The sequence below is a fragment of the Scytonema sp. HK-05 genome (assembly GCF_963872035.1).
In the GTDB taxonomy this organism is placed as follows: domain Bacteria; phylum Cyanobacteriota; class Cyanobacteriia; order Cyanobacteriales; family Nostocaceae; genus Kalymmatonema.
In genome coordinates this window covers 37,907-53,546 of record NZ_CAWMYC010000068.1, presented here as the reverse complement: position 1 = coordinate 53,546, position 15,640 = coordinate 37,907, and the positions used below count along the sequence as shown (strand labels likewise).

General features: G+C 41.5%; 12 protein-coding genes, 1 pseudogene and 2 CRISPR repeat arrays. Of the genes and pseudogenes, 8 read left to right on the top strand and 5 right to left on the bottom strand.

Annotation, left to right across the window (positions count from 1 at the left end; translation table 11 throughout):
* Nucleotides 1-289: 289 nt before the first annotated feature.
* Both AACT52_RS09910 and AACT52_RS09905 read left to right on the top strand, forming a co-directional pair.
* A pseudogene (locus AACT52_RS09910) lies at nt 290-1,415 on the top strand (RNA-guided endonuclease InsQ/TnpB family protein).
* Between the two features lie 65 nt (nt 1,416-1,480).
* A complete protein-coding gene (locus AACT52_RS09905) occupies nt 1,481-2,398 on the top strand; it encodes a tyrosine-type recombinase/integrase (protein WP_233153898.1) in 918 nt (305 codons plus the stop codon).
* A gap of 126 nt (nt 2,399-2,524) precedes the next feature.
* On the opposite strand, the gene AACT52_RS09900 is transcribed toward AACT52_RS09905, so the two are convergent.
* Complete coding sequence (locus AACT52_RS09900; protein WP_158054598.1) at nt 2,525-2,695, bottom strand: hypothetical protein; 171 nt, start codon at nt 2,693-2,695, stop codon at nt 2,525-2,527.
* Nucleotides 2,696-2,789: 94 nt separating this feature from the next.
* Here AACT52_RS09900 and AACT52_RS09895 point away from each other — a divergent pair, with 94 nt between their 5' ends.
* Nucleotides 2,790-3,749, top strand: coding sequence for an N-acetylmuramoyl-L-alanine amidase (locus AACT52_RS09895; RefSeq protein WP_073630505.1), 960 nt, complete (start codon nt 2,790-2,792; stop codon nt 3,747-3,749).
* Here AACT52_RS09895 and AACT52_RS09890 read toward each other — a convergent pair.
* The gene (locus AACT52_RS09890; protein ID WP_073630503.1) at nt 3,741-3,971 is read right to left on the bottom strand and encodes a hypothetical protein; all 231 of its coding nucleotides are present in this window, start codon (nt 3,969-3,971) and stop codon (nt 3,741-3,743) included. The genes AACT52_RS09895 and AACT52_RS09890 overlap by 9 nt on opposite strands.
* Nucleotides 3,972-4,398: 427 nt before the next feature.
* On the opposite strand from AACT52_RS09890, the gene AACT52_RS09885 reads away from it, so the two are divergent.
* Genes AACT52_RS09885 through AACT52_RS09865 form a run of 5 tightly spaced genes read left to right on the top strand, consistent with a single transcriptional unit; the run spans nt 4,399 to nt 10,260 of the window.
* Nucleotides 4,399-5,856: a hypothetical protein gene (locus tag AACT52_RS09885; RefSeq protein WP_073630501.1), complete on the top strand. Its 1,458-nt coding sequence runs from the start codon at nt 4,399-4,401 to the stop codon at nt 5,854-5,856.
* The gene (locus tag AACT52_RS09880; RefSeq protein WP_073630499.1) at nt 5,847-8,063 is read left to right on the top strand and encodes a Cas10/Cmr2 second palm domain-containing protein; all 2,217 of its coding nucleotides are present in this window, start codon (nt 5,847-5,849) and stop codon (nt 8,061-8,063) included. The genes AACT52_RS09885 and AACT52_RS09880 overlap by 10 nt, the downstream gene beginning before the upstream one ends.
* A complete protein-coding gene (locus tag AACT52_RS09875) occupies nt 8,060-9,025 on the top strand; it encodes a hypothetical protein (protein ID WP_073630497.1) in 966 nt (321 codons plus the stop codon). Before AACT52_RS09880 ends, AACT52_RS09875 begins: the two co-directional genes overlap by 4 nt.
* Nucleotides 9,026-9,030: 5 nt before the next feature.
* Entirely contained in the window at nt 9,031-9,822 is a 792-nt protein-coding gene (locus tag AACT52_RS09870; RefSeq protein ID WP_073630495.1) for an RAMP superfamily CRISPR-associated protein, read from the top strand.
* A 3-nt stretch (nt 9,823-9,825) separates the two neighbouring features.
* A complete protein-coding gene (locus AACT52_RS09865; RefSeq protein WP_073630493.1) occupies nt 9,826-10,260 on the top strand; it encodes a hypothetical protein in 435 nt (144 codons plus the stop codon).
* Between the two features lie 127 nt (nt 10,261-10,387).
* A CRISPR array of direct repeats spans nt 10,388-11,296; the repeat unit is 37 nt; unit sequence GTTTCAGCACCTTTTCCTCTTTAAAAGAGGTCGCAAC.
* 197 nt (nt 11,297-11,493) lie between these two features.
* Here the strand turns inward: AACT52_RS09865 and AACT52_RS09860 are convergent.
* From AACT52_RS09860 to AACT52_RS09850, 3 genes are all read right to left on the bottom strand, one after another.
* Nucleotides 11,494-13,035 (bottom strand): RAMP superfamily CRISPR-associated protein, encoded by a 1,542-nt coding sequence (locus AACT52_RS09860; protein WP_073630491.1) that lies wholly within the window; start codon nt 13,033-13,035, stop codon nt 11,494-11,496.
* Between the two features lie 205 nt (nt 13,036-13,240).
* Nucleotides 13,241-13,991: direct repeats of the CRISPR family, unit length 35 nt; unit sequence GTTTCAGCACCTTTTCTCTTTAACAAGAGTCAAAC.
* Nucleotides 13,992-14,223: 232 nt separating this feature from the next.
* Nucleotides 14,224-14,442, bottom strand: coding sequence for a hypothetical protein (locus AACT52_RS09855; RefSeq protein WP_073630489.1), 219 nt, complete (start codon nt 14,440-14,442; stop codon nt 14,224-14,226).
* A gap of 118 nt (nt 14,443-14,560) precedes the next feature.
* Nucleotides 14,561-15,640 (bottom strand): hybrid sensor histidine kinase/response regulator, encoded by a 1,080-nt coding sequence (locus AACT52_RS09850; protein ID WP_073630487.1) that lies wholly within the window; start codon nt 15,638-15,640, stop codon nt 14,561-14,563.

The window sequence follows — 15,640 nt, the reverse complement described above, 5'->3', positions numbered from 1 at the left end:
GGTAGATATGTAAGGTAAAGGTGTTTACCCCAATAGACATTTCTGGGGTAAAACTGGGGTAAAGTGGAAAAGTAAAAATGTTTACCGAAAAATTGGGTTTAAAGCCCGGTCCTTCTAGGACGGCTTTCTCTTTGTCTTCAGAGTTCTGATGAGTTCTCTGAGTACATCAGTTTTTGTTCTGCCGACAGATAAGCAGTAGTCTTCAAGAATTTGAAGTTCGTACTCTTCTACTCTAAAATCTAATCGTTTTTTCATACAATTGTACAGCTTTTTTGTGTACAATAGTAGCATGAAAACATTGAAGTTTAAGTTGTACTCACACAAGCGGAATAGATACCTCAAGCGAATGATTAACGCTTCTGGGGTGATTTATAACCATTGCATTGCCCTGCATCGTCGCTACTACAAGATGTGGGGCAAGCACTTGAGTTGCGCTTTCCTTCAATCTCATATAGCCAAATTGCGGAAACGTAACCCGTTTTGGCAATTAGTAGGTTCTCAAGCAGTACAGGACATTTGTCAACGCATTGAAAAAGCATACCAATTGTTTTTTAAACACAATAAGAAGGGGGTTCGTCCACCAGGATTTAAGAAAGTTAAGAAATACAAATCATTCACCCTTAAACAAGCAGGGTATAAATTTTTAAGTGGTAATCGGGTTAAGATTGGGAATCGAGTTTATCAATTTTGGAAATCTAGAGAGATAGAGGGAACGGTCAAAACTCTAACCATTAAACGCACCGCATTGGGTGAATTGTTTATGGTTGTTGTGGTTGACGATGTAGTTGAACCAGAAATCAAATTCACGACTGGTAGAATAGCGGGATTTGACTTCGGGCTCAAGACATTTCTCACTTGCTCTGATGGCTCCAGTATTGAATCTCCCCAATTTCTTAAACAGTCCCTCAACGCCATCAAGAAAGCGAGTAGACAGCACTCCAAAAAGTTGAAAGGTTCATCCAATCGGGAGCGAGCCAGAAAGAATCTAGTACGCAAGTATGAGGATATTTCTAATGCTAGGCGTGATAGGTGAGTGGAAGTTGGCACACGACCTAACTAATAGGTTTGATGTGCTGTGTTTTGAAACCTTGAACCTTAAAGGAATGCAACGTCTTTGGGGTCGTAAAATCTCAGACTTAGCCTTTGGGGAATTCCTTCAAATTCTAGAGTGGATTGCCAAAAAGAAAGGCAAGCAAGTCGTATTTGTGGATCGATGGTTTGCATCTAGTAAAACCTGTTCAAACTGTGGACACGTTCTAGAAAAACTAGATTTGTCAGTCAGGGAGTGGCGTTGTCCGTCCTGTCAGTCAGTGAACGGGAGAGACGACAACGCAGCGAAGAATATTTGTGCAGTTGGGGCATCAACTGTTAGGTTAGATGATGTAAGACGGGCTATGCCTGCAATTGTTGTTTGAGCCTAGAATCCCTGCCCTTATAGGGCAGGGAGTATGTCAAACCTTCACGTAGCCCCCAACCAGACTTGGGAGAATTATGGGAAAAATACACTGAGTTTAAAAAACCACAGGTTAGTCCTTCTACTTATGCGGTTGACTACCGCAAGTATCGCAATCACATTGCTAAGTTACCAACTAAAACTTTAGATGATGCGATCGCAATTCGAGACTATTTACTTGCAAATCTCAGTGCTAATGCCGCCAAACGTACTTTGACAAATATAAATGCTTGCTGTGATTGGGCACTTAAAAGTCAGCTAATTGAATCCAATCCCTTTCAAAGTATGGCAAAAGACATTCTTCTTCCGAAGTCAGAATCAACAGAATATGAAATTAATCCCTTTACGAAGGAAGAACGGGATAACATAATTCAAGCATTTGAGGAGAGCAAACTCTACAGCTACTATGCTCCTTTAGTAAAATTATTATTTTTTACTGGGTGCAGACCATCAGAAGCGATCGCTCTACAATGGAAGCACATCAGTGATAAATACATTACCTTTGAGCAAGCAATTACCATCAGTACTAAAGGGTTAGCCCTCAAAGATGGATTAAAAACCCAAAGCCAAAGACGTTTTCCGATTAATCATCAGCACCGTGAAATTTTAGACTCCATCAAGCCTGACAACTGTAACCCAGATGATTTTATCTTTAGAAGCAAGAAAGGCGGCATAGTAGACTTTGGAGATTTTCTCAATCATGCCTGGAAAGGTTACAAAAATCATCGTGGTACACATATAGATGGAATCGTAACTCAACTTGTAAAAGAGGGCGTAGTCAGCGAATATCGCAAACCTTACCAATGCAGGCACACTTTTATTACTCTTTGCCTGGAAGCTGATATTGATGCGAAGGATGTAGGAAGGTGGGTTGGTAACTCTCCAGAAATTATTTACAAGCATTACGCAGGTAATAAACGTAACTTACAGGTGCCAGAATTATAAATTTGTTGAATTAAAATATGGGCGATCGCCTACAAAGCAATTGTGTTTATCAGAAAATACGGTGATCTGATAAAAGTAACTTTTGCACTAAATGTCGCTACTTGTCATCACCTTGTTCATTAACTCTTAGTACTTGTGTAAATAATACAAGGACGCGATCGCGCTCTGTTCGGTGTCTGCCTCTATGGTGCTACCCGAATCAACGAAAGTTGCACTTTGCTCAAAGGTGATGTCATCGGTACCAGGGGTGTTAGACCTAAGTTTATCATCAGGGCATACAACGCTAAAGGTGGGCAAGATACGCAATCTTATGTGAAACTGAAACAGCCGAAGTTTGGCTAACTGAAGTTTAAGAAAACACGATTTTAATAAAATTAATTAAGTAAAAAAGATGAAATATGGAATTGATTGCGGACACAACGCAACCCCGGATACTGGGGCTGTTGGAATTAAGCAAGAAGATGTATTGACTCTAGCTGTAGGTAGTCGAGTTATGGCTGGCTTGAGATCGCTAGGGCATGAGGTTGTTAATTGTACTCCTACAAAAGCTAGCAGCGTCGGTGATTCGTTAAGGCAACGTTGCCAAATCGCCAACAGCGAGAAAGTGGATGTTTTCGTCAGTATTCATTTCAATGCCTTTAATTGCAAAGCTTACGGGACTGAAGTCTATGCAATGAGCAACAGCGGGAAGACTTTAGCTAAGAATGTAATAAACGAAATCTGCTCTCTGGGATTTTTCAACCGTGGGGTAAAAGATGGATCTCATCTGTATGTTTTGAAAAATACATGTATGCCAGCGATTCTTGTAGAGTGCTGCTTTGTAGATTCCGCAACGGATATGAATTTATTAAATGCTGACACGATGGCAGCGGCTATTGTTAAGGGATTAACCGGGCAATGTGTCGCAACTCCTGCCAAAAGTCCAGATCGCGCGGCTAAGTGGCAGGAATTTATAGATGTGCTTAAAGCTGCTAATATAGCCTATCCGCAATTGAAGCCAGCACAATTAGCGCAAGCAATTTTAGAATCAGGCAGGGGAACTTCTGAATTATTTTTAGAGCACAACAACCCCTATGGTTTGAAATGGCGGAGGGAAATGAGCGAAATTGCTCAAAATGTTTCCTATAAAGCCCATGACGGAGTTGATGATTATTGCAAATTTCAAACTCTAGAAGATGCAGTAAAGGGATATTGGTTATTTATTGGCAGGAAACCATACCAGGGATGGGAGCAATATTCTAGTCCAGAAGATTATTTAAAATTTATCGTTGGTTGTGGATATTGCCCGGATAAAGCCTATGCCAATAAAGTAATTTCAATCTTGCCAGAAGCTAGGAAATTACTACATTAATAATTGGATGCCTAAGTTTGTGTAGATTTTAATTTGGTCTTTGTAAACCCATCGGGTGCAGGAGGTAGAGTAAACGTCTATAACTAGAGTCAACCAAGGGCGACCAAGAACCGAACCGTTTTGCTCTGCAAGCAATACATCTAAACAGGTAAAGTCACATATCCAGCAAGAGTTGCTGTGCTCTATGACCAAATTGTTTTGAACAGAAAATTGAAAAACCATAATGTTACTCCATCGATTAAAAACAATACTTTTGATAGTTCGTCATCTGTGCAAACGTCATAAAACAACGCTGGCAATGTCCATCCACCCACAGCGCAGGAACCTTAAATCTTGCTCCACAGTTTGGACATTCTGACAGTAATCGCAGATGATGGCTCGCGCACTTCTGCGTCACCTTAAACTGCCATTCAATTTTGTGACAAGGCGATCGCCCGCTCTCTACATGGTATTTACTAAACTTTAGTAATATTTATAATCAGTCAAAAAATAATTTTTTGTAGTCAAAAAGTAAAAAAATAGTGAAGCGGTCATAAAGAAAGAGGCGCGACCCTTGAAGAAATCCATTTTTGAAATGTATATTTTTTAACAAATATCCTTGTGAAAGCAATCCAAGGTAGCTAAATAAAGGACAACCTCTTGATTGGATATGACTCATTTAATTCTGCAAATTTTAGGTAAAAGTGATGTTTTATGTGATGGAGGAGAAGGATTTCACCAGCTACTAGATGTTGATTCATTAGAGGATATTAAGCAAAAAGCAGCATGGAATGATAAGGATTTAATTCCCGATTTAGATAGAGTTGATTTTCCTCTTATCAAAAAACTTAGGGATAGCCTACCCTCTGATTCTGATACTGTATTTGCTTTTATCCTTACTAATCAAGTTAAGTGGATGCAGGAACGAAATGGCTCTGGTGAAGGTTGGAACACATTCGTCACATTAGATGGAATTTGGTGGCAAAATATTCTAGCGGCTTGGTGTGAACAACAAAATCTTAAACACTATCCCATTGTTCTTGATGTCGCTCCAAAGGTTAATTATGGTGTAGCTGACTGGGAAGGTATGGCGGATGCAGTAGATTCTTTACTAGCTCGGTATTTTAATATTGTTGAAAATAATTTAATTTATTTCCAGCCGAATGAATCAGAGAAGATTCAGTTAGAAAAAATTATTGTGCAGCACAGCAGCGGTACTCCAGCTTTGAGTGGTGCTTTGTATCTTTGGGGTGTTGAGAAAAAACTTGCTGTTGGAGACAAGATTGAGTTTGCTTATATCTCTGAGCAAGACATAAATTGTACACCGCATTCTGGAAAGCATTGGCAATGGCGGTTAAAAGACCCACAAATTCGGGAGTTATTGAAAATTCAGGATTTTAGTGGTGCTTTGAAATTACTTGATAGTCAACATCCAAACTATCAACAGCTAAAAAACAATCTTGAGTTTTTAGATAAATCAGTATCTCTGAATCTTGAGGGGCGTTCTTTAGGTGATAGAGAGAGTATTATTGAACGCATAAGTATTGCCTTGTGGAGTGAAAAAGCTTTTCGCGATCGCAGTCAGTGGATGCACTGGTCTCTTAGAATAGCTGGGGCTTTAGAATTAGCTTTACTCCTGTTGGTAGAAAAGCAGGGGAATGGTGATTATCAATGGCATAAACGCAAATTAATCTTTAAGAATGATAAGAATAATGGAGAAATTTCTAAGTGCAGCATAAGCAAGATTGTTAATGAGCTTTTAACACAAGGAAGGTTCAAAAATTTTACTATAAATTCCATTGGAGATGAACCTTGGCAAGAATTTAAAAAATTTTATGTTGATGACTGGAGGTTAGAGAACAATCCACAACAAACGTTGGGTTTTGTAACATTAAGAAATTCGCTTTATCATAGTTTAATAGGGGATAACATAGACGAGCTTTTAGACCAGAAGACAAAGGAACTTAACAAAGGCGTTACTGACCAAAATCATCCTTCTCAAATAGCGGTTAACTGGCTGAACTATATTATTCAGCTAGCAGGGGTGTCTGTTGAAGTGCATAGAAGAGTCGAAGTTTATAAGACTCGCGATTCAGAAATAAAGAATCAACTGAAATCATGGATCTAAAAGACTGGTTAACTCAACAAAAAAAGCTCTATCCCAACCAAAGTTTAACTGAAGATACCCCTACAATTTCTATTCATCCTGCTAGTGGCAATTGGCAGGATTCTCAATACATGAAAAGCCAATTCTGGTGGGGAGGAGGAGCAACTCAGGAAGCTTGCAATCAAATTGAATTTGCTAATAAAGCTGAACTCACTCAAGTCGCAGTACTGACTTTTGGTCCGGTTCAAACCTTCTTGGGAGGTGGACAACGACTGAGAGATTGGGCTGTAGCTTCCTGGTTATGTCACTATCTCTCAGCAGTCTTAATTTACAGATGGGAAGAGTATGGTGGTAAAGTTTTGCTACCCTTGCATTATTCTTCAGATTTGATAAAGTGGTTTCGTGCTTCAGACTCGGTAAATGCAGAAAGATTTTGGCAAGCTGAACTGCCAAATGTGATTACAGGTTTGCACCCAGAAGAACCTAATTGGCTAGAAAATGTCCAGCTAGTGATTAATCAAGAATGGGGACGTTTTCTAGAGGGTTTGGAACAGGAAGTTATTAAAAAATACCCAAATTTGCTGAATGGTCAGGGATGGCGTGTTATCCATCATGACCATCAGTATTTTTGGTCAGTTTATGCCAAGTCAGGACAGCTACAAGTTGGCAGAATTGCTGAAGAAATTGATAGTTTACATCAATATATTGAGTCAGAAAAGATTGGCCGAAAATGGCAAAGTACATGGTGGGGAGGACGTACCAGTCCTAGTGATGGCTGTTTGTCGATTTGGCATCCAGGGTTACGGTTGATTACTCAGGGAGGAACTTGGGGATTACCGGATAACCAAATCAAGGAATGGTGGGAAGAAAAAGCGACAGAAAAAACTCGGTTATCAGGGCTGTTTTCTAGCAGCGATCGCCTTAACAGCATTGAGTTAGTCAAGCGTTTAGCGTCAGTTCCAGAAATTATCCAACCAACTTTACAGCGTTTGTGGGGAAAAGCACCTCCGCCTTGTCCTTGGGGACGCTTCCCCGATCGTACTGCGGCTGCTGCTGCTTGGGTAACTCAGCACATCGGTGCTGAAACTTGGAATCAAGAGGTTGAATTGTGGCACGAATACTTTTTGGGCAGCAAACCCAGTTATGAATGGGGAATGCCAAAAGTCGATCAGCGATCGCCTGCATTTGCTCACCCGCGAGTTTTAGAACGGCGCAACATTGAGGATACCGTACTCTCAGATTGGGAGACTGAGGTCCCTAAAGGTTGGGAAAGCACAATTGAATGGACGGTAGGCTGGCGGGGCGATGGCGACAATATGGGCAAATGGTTATCTGGGGAACAGTATAAAACCCTAAAGTTACTTTGGTCGCAGTGGCATCCCACACCAGAAATAAGTGCCAAATATGAGTTAGGAATGACTCCTGTGATTGTGCCAGCCAACTCACCAAGGAAAATTGAACTTCCACATATACTTGATTTGTCAGTGCTATTTAGTTCGTGGAATAAACTGCTGTATTCCCTCACTGAAAAACATCATCATGGCAAGGTCATCTTTGCTGGAGGAGACGATTTTTTACTCTTAGGTCCCCTGACAGAAGCAATTGCACTGACTAGCAATTTACATCGGCTGTGGACAGGAGAAACTACACCATTAACACAGCCATTGCAACCGTTTGTAGATGGGTGGGTACGTTATCAGGATGATGAAATTTATCCTGTGCCAGGAAAACAAATGAATTTCAGTTTGGGCATAGTTATTGCCCAACGGCGAATTCCTCAATCCCTTTGGCATCGAGGGTTGAATCAGGCATACAAGGAAGCCAAAAATCAAGGACGAAACCGTGTTTGCCTGAGGGTGTTATTTAACAGTGGGCAATCGCTAGAGTGGGTTTGTCCTTGGCATTTGTGGAATTTATTAATGCCCATTGAACCCATCACCACAGACCAAACTGAATTGAATCGCTGGGAAAAATTGCTGTTTTACTTGGAAAGTTCGCGTTTGCGAGATGTCTCTATCCTTACTGTAGGAGAATTGATTGAAACTTTATGGGCGAGTGTGGGAATTCCTCTGACTTGGGAACAGGTATTGGCACACAGGCAAGAGTTTGAGAAAGAAATCAAAGATTGGCAGTGGTGGATAAATTGGATTAGCCTCAAAGCATTTTTAGCGCGTCAACAACGGGAACGCCAGAAATGGCTGGAAAAAATTAGCGGGGAACAGCAATGACAGGATGGTATGCAATTACCCCAGCGGGAACGGTGGCAATTGGTAATCTCACTCCGATTGGACAAAATAGCGGACAAGTTGGTTGCCGTTGGCCTCCCAACGGGCATCAATTAGCAGCTTGCTTAAATTTACCCAAGGATTGTCAACTGTGGGGACCATTTTGGTATTTTGGGCGAGATATTTATGTGACTTTACCACTGCTAGTCTACAGGTTAGTATCGCCAGAACCGATTCCCAAAGAAATTTTCCGAATGCAATGGCGGGATGAACAATGGCGGGTGCGTCCGGAACATCAAGGTAAAGAAATTGAAATTGTTGGCGGGAGATATTTGATTGGCGGGAACAGTCTCAAGACTTTTTGGAAAACAGGGGAATTGAGGAATGCACAATTACAAGAACCGCCTTGGAAAACGCTGACCTTAAGTCAGAATAGCCGAGAAGATTTTCAAGTTAAAGATGAGGGTGGCTTTTTTGCAGAAATGACCACTCTCATGAACCCAGGTTGGTCAATTTTGGTAAAAGTGATTGGCAACTATACGCCTCCTAACTCCAACTGGAGTTTTTTGGGTGCGGGGGGAACGCCTGTTGTCATTACACCCGTGCAAGTTACCGACAGTTGGTTAGAAGCAGAATGTCCTAATGCCACAGGAGCAATTTTACTCACCGCAGCATTGTGGCAAAAAGGTAATGACAAAGTGTCTATTCCCTACCCCCCTGTGGGTGGAGGTATAAAAGCTTATGCTGCTGAAACAGGGGTTCCTTGGCAGTCATGGAAACGGGTACGCGATCGCCACGATCAAGAAAAAAGGGTGCAAGTGTTAACACCTGGCGAATGGATGACCCCCGCAGGTGCAGTTTATCTGTGGGAAGGAGTTGCACCTTTGCAAAAATCTGCTCCTTTACCAGATAACTTTAATCGTCATGTTTTGGGATACGGACATTTGTGGTTATTTGAGGATTGAACGAAATGACAATTGAATGGTTGATTTGTCGAGAACCTGTTCATATTGGCGGTGCAGATAGCAGCAGTCGCGGTAATAATAATCCTATATTTCGCCTTCCTGACCGCAGCCCGGCGATTCCAGGTAGTTCCCTGCGCGGTGCATTGCGAGAACACGCCGACAATGAGAAGGAATTTCAACCTTTCGTTTTTAATTGGTTTGGGGGGGATAAGAATGACATGACTCGCGGCAATATTTCTCTGGGTTGGGGATGGCCTGTATGGTGGCCCGTTCATGTTTTGGGTTATGGCAATTGGTGGGTGAGTTGCCCCAGTTGGCTAAATAGATTTCAGCAATTATGCCAAAAGCCACCAGTTAATTTAGCAAATAACCAAGTGTATATCACCGAGCCGCAACTTAAAAATAAAACTGTTTATCTGCGCTGGCTCAAGTTAACCAATGTGCAATATTACGACAAAAATTTACCTGCTCCTAATCATGCAGAAGTACTCCAAGAGCGACGGATTGTTGTGCCAGATGACTGTATTAATTTAATTGTGGACATGGGTTTAGTACGTCAGCCCAGAGTCAGCCTTTTAGATGAGCCAAATGAGAAAGGAAGTTTAGTAGGTAATTTATTTGCTGTTGAAGGAATTCCTCCACAAGCAGTGTTTATGATTTCTTGGACAACCAGAGGAGATAAAGTTCAAGATTTGGAGAAGTGGCAGCAATTTTTAAGGAATGAACATTATCTTGGTGGGTTGTGGAGCGTTGGTTATGGACGAATTTGTATTTCTCCATTTGCAGGCGAGGAGTGAATTATGCCCGTAAGCTCTTATGAATTAGATAGAGAAGTTTTTCAACTGTTGAAAACAGGAGTTGAAAAATTAAAAGATTGGCAAGGTGCAGCCAGTGGTATTGCTGATTATGTGTCAAGTTGGGGAATGGAACGCTTCTGGGCAATGTCGCGTTCCCCTGTTTTAAAAGATGGAATAATACCCGATGCAGAAGCGGGTTCAGACGAACAACGGCGTTATTTTGCTTGGGGAGTTGCACGGGTGGTTTTGTGTAAGATTGTAGGTAATGATTTAAAAATTGAGCCGGAGATGACAACGGCTGACTTTCAGGATAGATTTAGGAATTTAAATTTTAATCAACAGGTATTATTAACGGATTTATTGATTGAAATCGCTGATACGATCCAGTTTTGGACAATGCGATTAAAAGATGTTCAAGATAGGAATGATTCGGTTTAGATGGCTGAAGACTTGATGTTAAGGTATTGATAATTTTAGGTTGGTAATTAGTAATTTAAAGAAGCGAAGCGGGTAAAAGGCTTCGCTTCTTTTTATTTTGGTATGACTTGGTTTTCGGTACTGAAGGATTTCAGCACCTTTTCCTCTTTAAAAGAGGTCGCAACGTGATGCATTGCTTATTGCTCGATGGATGTTATTGTTTCAGCACCTTTTCCTCTTTAAAAGAGGTCGCAACGGCTATTTGCAGCAGCAATAGACTTTATTCACGGGTTTCAGCACCTTTTCCTCTTTAAAAGAGGTCGCAACGAAACAAGAAACGAAGCCGATATATCTCACCCAGGAGTTTCAGCACCTTTTCCTCTTTAAAAGAGGTCGCAACTTAACTCTTTGTCAAGCAATGTTAAGAAGTTTTAATCAAGAGTTTCAGCACCTTTTCCTCTTTAAAAGAGGTCGCAACCTTCTCACCAAGCCATACTGCGGGGATAACGTGACGTAGTTTCAGCACCTTTTCCTCTTTAAAAGAGGTCGCAACCTCCGAAGCTGCTAAATTTCTAGGTATTCTCAGATTTGGTTTCAGCACCTTTTCCTCTTTAAAAGAGGTCGCAACTATCAAAGATGCAGTCGAAGCTGAAGAAGCTGAGAAGTTTCAGCACCTTTTCCTCTTTAAAAGAGGTCGCAACGATGAACTAAGAACGTTGTACAAAGGCAAATATAGTTTCAGCACCTTTTCCTCTTTAAAAGAGGTCGCAACGCTACGTACACTGAGCCGTCACATCATCGTCAAAGTTTCAGCACCTTTTCCTCTTTAAAAGAGGTCGCAACAGTTATGCGGTAAAGTTATTCAGTTGATTCCACTAAGTTTCAGCACCTTTTCCTCTTTAAAAGAGGTCGCAACCAATGCTCTGGATTCATTCGATAACAATAGCGAAGTTTCAGCACCTTTTCCTCTTTAAAAGAGGTCGCAACGAGTCCATCGCGGCGATCGCCTCCAACATTTTCGTTTCAGCACCTTTTCCTCTTTAAAAGAGGTCGCAACTCACCCTGATTCAAACCCTTATCCTGCCTAGTGTCCAGCCGCCATTTGCGCGGAACCCGATAATTATCACTACAATCTGCCAGAACTGCACAGGTCTAATTCTCTGAAACGCTTATGTGGTCTACGTCGCGGATGACAACGAAGTTTCGTCATTTCAGCCATTTCTCCTGATCCGCGCAACATTGTCAAAGGAATGATCAACACCAGACCTGTTGAAACCCCAAACGCTTCAATGTCGCTTCCACCTGTGGATCAAATACAGTAACTAAACAAAAATCTTGATGTTGTCGTACTGCATAGCCAGATGGACGGTCTTCAGAATTACCACACCAACAAGGTCGATTTGGATTGGGATTGTTTGGGTTATCTGCACTCCTGCAAACACCATGCACCAAATTCTCCCACAACTTTGTTTTTCCTTGCCAGATACTAATAATGCTACCAGAAATTTTAACAGGATTAGACAAAACAGATATGCCATATTCCTGGGCTAAATTCCGAATCATCCCTTGCAAGCGATTGATTAACTGATTTAAAGGTTCCTCTAAATTTGCTGGTGTGACAGTAAATTCACTACCCCGGAATCCCCGAAAACGTTCTAACTCATGGGGAGGTCTACGCCAACCAGCACCAAGTCCACCCAACCTGCTGGCTAAGTTTAGCAATGCACCAATTAACGCTTGAAAATTGCTATGACAATCGACATTAATTAGCCAAGTAGAGTGAGCATCTTGAGCCGGGATATTAGTGTATTTATCACGCAAATCCTGTCCAACTAGTGCTTTCTGAAACGGCAACAAGTAACTAGTCAAAATCAACTTAGCGGGAGAATTCAGTCCACCAAAAATTTTCTTAGTTAGCTCCAGGGCATTTTCCTTTCCTAACACAGAAAGAGCCAAACGAGTGAAATAGCCACGTAAGTTAGCACGCAACACTTGTGGACTCCAGCGATATTTACCCCATTGATTTTTTTTGTTATCTTGCTGTTGCACACAAGGTTTCATCCCTGTTAGTCTAATTTCCCAATTTCCTGATGGAATTAATGTCGCTAATCGACCAAAACCCGATGCTGTGCCACGTCCTATCCCTTGATGTTGCAGCATTTCTTTTAGTCGAGTTTCCAGCCATTGTTTTTCTTGGCTTTGTGCAGTTGTGAGATTACTTTTGAGTAAAACTTGCAGCGAGAATTTATTTGAATTAGGTTTAGGTGGATGCTCCGGTACTAACTGCCATTGTATGCTTAAATGCTTACTTTTCTCATTAAAAACTTGCCAATTTTGTTGAGCGTGTAAGGGAAAGGGTTTGAGCGAGTCTTTAAAAAAAATACTTTCAAAGCGAATCTCGCGAGGTCGCCAACCACTCAAATCCTCAGTGATTAAACTTTGCCAAAAATCCCTTTCATTGCTTAGTAAACCTTCCCATTTCGCTTTTATCCACTTTAGTAAAACACCTCTAATGCTTGAACCAGGAATGCAGGGAACACCACCGATTTGAGCGGGTAATATACCGCCTTCAAAAACACTGCCACCTCCCACCTGAATGGGACTAATAATTTGCAATCTATCAAGCCGAACAGTGAACTTTTTTGAGTTTTGTAGATTCAGGTCATTCTTCCAAGCCTTAATAACCTCTGGCTTGCCACTGCCTTCAATAATATCTTTAGTTTCAGGTGTCCATCCTCTTTCTTGAGTGTCTTCAACTGTGTACCACTTAGGTAATGTTTCTGGTAACGGCAACATGAATTTTTCCTATTAATTTAAGAAGTTTAAATGTTAGAGCCACTAGTTCTAAATAGGGCGTTTTAGTTGATATTTTTGCTGATTAATAATGGTCAAATCTTGATAAAAGGCTTTGGTGCTGAAGAGAGCGACAAATTTCAGCACCTTTTCTCTTTTAACAAGAGTCAAACTTATTTCCAGCCTTTACTATGGGTTGGGTTCATTTGTTTCAGCACCTTTTCTCTTTAACAAGAGTCAAACCCAAAACTCCTGAATAGGGTGTCAGTTATCACATTTTGTTTCAGCACCTTTTCTCTTTAACAAGAGTCAAACCTTTGGTCTTTATTCCATCAATGACATCTACGACTATGAGTTTCAGCACCTTTTCTCTTTAACAAGAGTCAAACATATCGACAGATGGCAGCGAAGAGGAAAAAGTTTTTGAGTTTCAGCACCTTTTCTCTTTAACAAGAGTCAAACTCGTTCCAGGAAACTGCCTGGAAGTTTATCTGAAGGTTTCAGCACCTTTTCTCTTTAACAAGAGTCAAACTTTTCTACTTCTGCTCAGCCCGATGAAAAAATTCTCGTTTCAGCACCTTTTCTCTTTAACAAGAGTCAAACCTGATTGCAAAAAAGTATTTCCCTTATACTTGTTCGCGTTTCAGCACCTTTTCTCTTTAACAAGAGTCAAACCTTTCTATCGAGGAATTGAAGAAGATAAATTATAGTTTCAGCACCTTTTCTCTTTAACAAGAGTCAAACCAGTTCTTCCTCGTAGACTATCTGAAGAGTGGCAGAAGTTTCAGCACCTTTTCTCTTTAACAAGAGTCAAACGCAAACCCCAACAGGTTCCATCTGTACTTACTGAATAGTTTCAGCACCTTTTCTCTTTAACAAGAGTCAAACCAGTATTTACTGGACTACGTTCTGGAAAAGCATTCCGTTTCAGCACCTTTTCTCTTTAGCAAGAGTCAAACCCTTGGCTTCTACAAGCCTTGTGGTAAGAGCATTTTACACCCCCCAATTTGTGGGTGTCAAATTTAAGAGCAAATAATTCATAAAAATTCTCAATAAATCAACACCACGGACACTTCAAATCCTTACCAGGAAAGGCATTTGCGGCATACAACGACAGAATAAGGGTTTGAGCGATTCCCTACATCCCCCATAAAATATCACAAAGAAACAAGAAAACACTCCAAATGTCGCTTACTTCCAATTGAACATTATTCTTTGATTGCTCTGTCTCAACTGCTCAACCAACTCCTCTCTCTCAGCGCTCAATTGCTCCAATTCCTGAGCTAACTGCATCCCCCGTTGCAACCGAGTACCCAGTTGTTGCTGTTGCAAACGTTGGATTTGCTGATTTATGGTAGCTAGGCGATCGCTCTGTGTGCTAATCGTCTTCTCCAGTTCAAGAGCCGACATGCGACCAGAGATAGCATCTGTGCAACGAAAAGCGATGCGGCATGGTAAGTTATCCCGTAAGTCAGGAGGAAGTGCTTGGGGGTCATCTTTAGTCCCAATTTTTGAGTTCTGGCAATTTTCAAATCTCCACTGTTACAATCAAACCCTGAGGCTGATTATCCTCAATTGCGACGCTACCTCCGTGGGCCTCCGCTACCATTTTGCAAAACGTCAGTCCAAGACCAATTTGAGAAGAACCGCTCAGCAAGCTTCCTGGCTCATATTTGTCAAGAATGGATTGTCGCAAGTCAATGCTTGTTCCAAAGCCTTGATCGCTCACGCGAATAACTGCTTGTCTTAAGGATTCAGAGGTGTCTGGGTAGTTAATCTCAAGCGCAACATTGCTTCCAGGAGGAGACGATTGAATCGCATTGGAAAGAAGATTATCTAGCAAGCGATGGAATAGATTTGCATCAATGGAAATCCAACGCCTTTTTTTTGGTAAAGTGTTCACCAGGCGTATTTGTTTGGAGTTGGCGATCGCCTGAAAATTCGCCACCACCACCTCTGCAAGCTCATTGAGGTCTACCTCAACACGATTCAGCACCAGTCTACCAGACTCCATCTTCGCCAGTTGTAACAAACCGTTGATGATGTTATCAATTTCTAGACCAGCCGCATGAACCATTTCTACGCGTTCCCGGTCTTTTGATTCCAACTGACTTTGCAGCAGTAAGTGACTCCCTAGTAGCACAGTAGACATTGGTTGCCGTAAATCTTCGACGACCAACTTCGACAAGTCACGCCGCAAGTTGATTGTCGCTTGCAGTGCATCGTACTGTTGTTTAATTCGCAACATGGAACGGACACGGGCACGCAGTTCCAGACCATTGACTGGTTTGGTCAAGAAATCATCGGCTCCAGATTCTAAGGCTCGTGCCAAATCTTCTTTAGAATCCAACGCCGTTACCATAATAATTGGAATCGGTTTCCAGTTGGCATTTGCTTTAATACGACGGCAAGTTTCAATCCCATCCATCTCTGGCATCATCACATCGAGCAGAATGACATCAGCAAGAGTGGTATCCAAACGGCTTAGTGCTTCTTTGCCACTATTGAAGTAGGTTATGTGGTATCTTTCACGACGCAGTAGCAACTCAATCACCTCAAACCCATTCGGCTCATCATCCACTACCCACACAGATTGTTTGCGTTCCAT

Coding starts and splice junctions, on each gene's coding strand:
- AACT52_RS09895 (WP_073630505.1), top strand. CDS start 2,790: ATGAAATATGGAATTGATTGCGGACACAACGCAACCCCGGATACTGGG.
- AACT52_RS09890 (WP_073630503.1), bottom strand. CDS start 3,971: ATGGTTTTTCAATTTTCTGTTCAAAACAATTTGGTCATAGAGCACAGC.
- AACT52_RS09885 (WP_073630501.1), top strand. CDS start 4,399: ATGACTCATTTAATTCTGCAAATTTTAGGTAAAAGTGATGTTTTATGT.
- AACT52_RS09880 (WP_073630499.1), top strand. CDS start 5,847: ATGGATCTAAAAGACTGGTTAACTCAACAAAAAAAGCTCTATCCCAAC.
- AACT52_RS09875 (WP_073630497.1), top strand. CDS start 8,060: ATGACAGGATGGTATGCAATTACCCCAGCGGGAACGGTGGCAATTGGT.
- AACT52_RS09870 (WP_073630495.1), top strand. CDS start 9,031: ATGACAATTGAATGGTTGATTTGTCGAGAACCTGTTCATATTGGCGGT.
- AACT52_RS09865 (WP_073630493.1), top strand. CDS start 9,826: ATGCCCGTAAGCTCTTATGAATTAGATAGAGAAGTTTTTCAACTGTTG.
- AACT52_RS09860 (WP_073630491.1), bottom strand. CDS start 13,035: ATGTTGCCGTTACCAGAAACATTACCTAAGTGGTACACAGTTGAAGAC.
- AACT52_RS09855 (WP_073630489.1), bottom strand. CDS start 14,442: ATGTCGGCTCTTGAACTGGAGAAGACGATTAGCACACAGAGCGATCGC.
- AACT52_RS09850 (WP_073630487.1), bottom strand. CDS start 15,640: ATGGAACGCAAACAATCTGTGTGGGTAGTGGATGATGAGCCGAATGGG.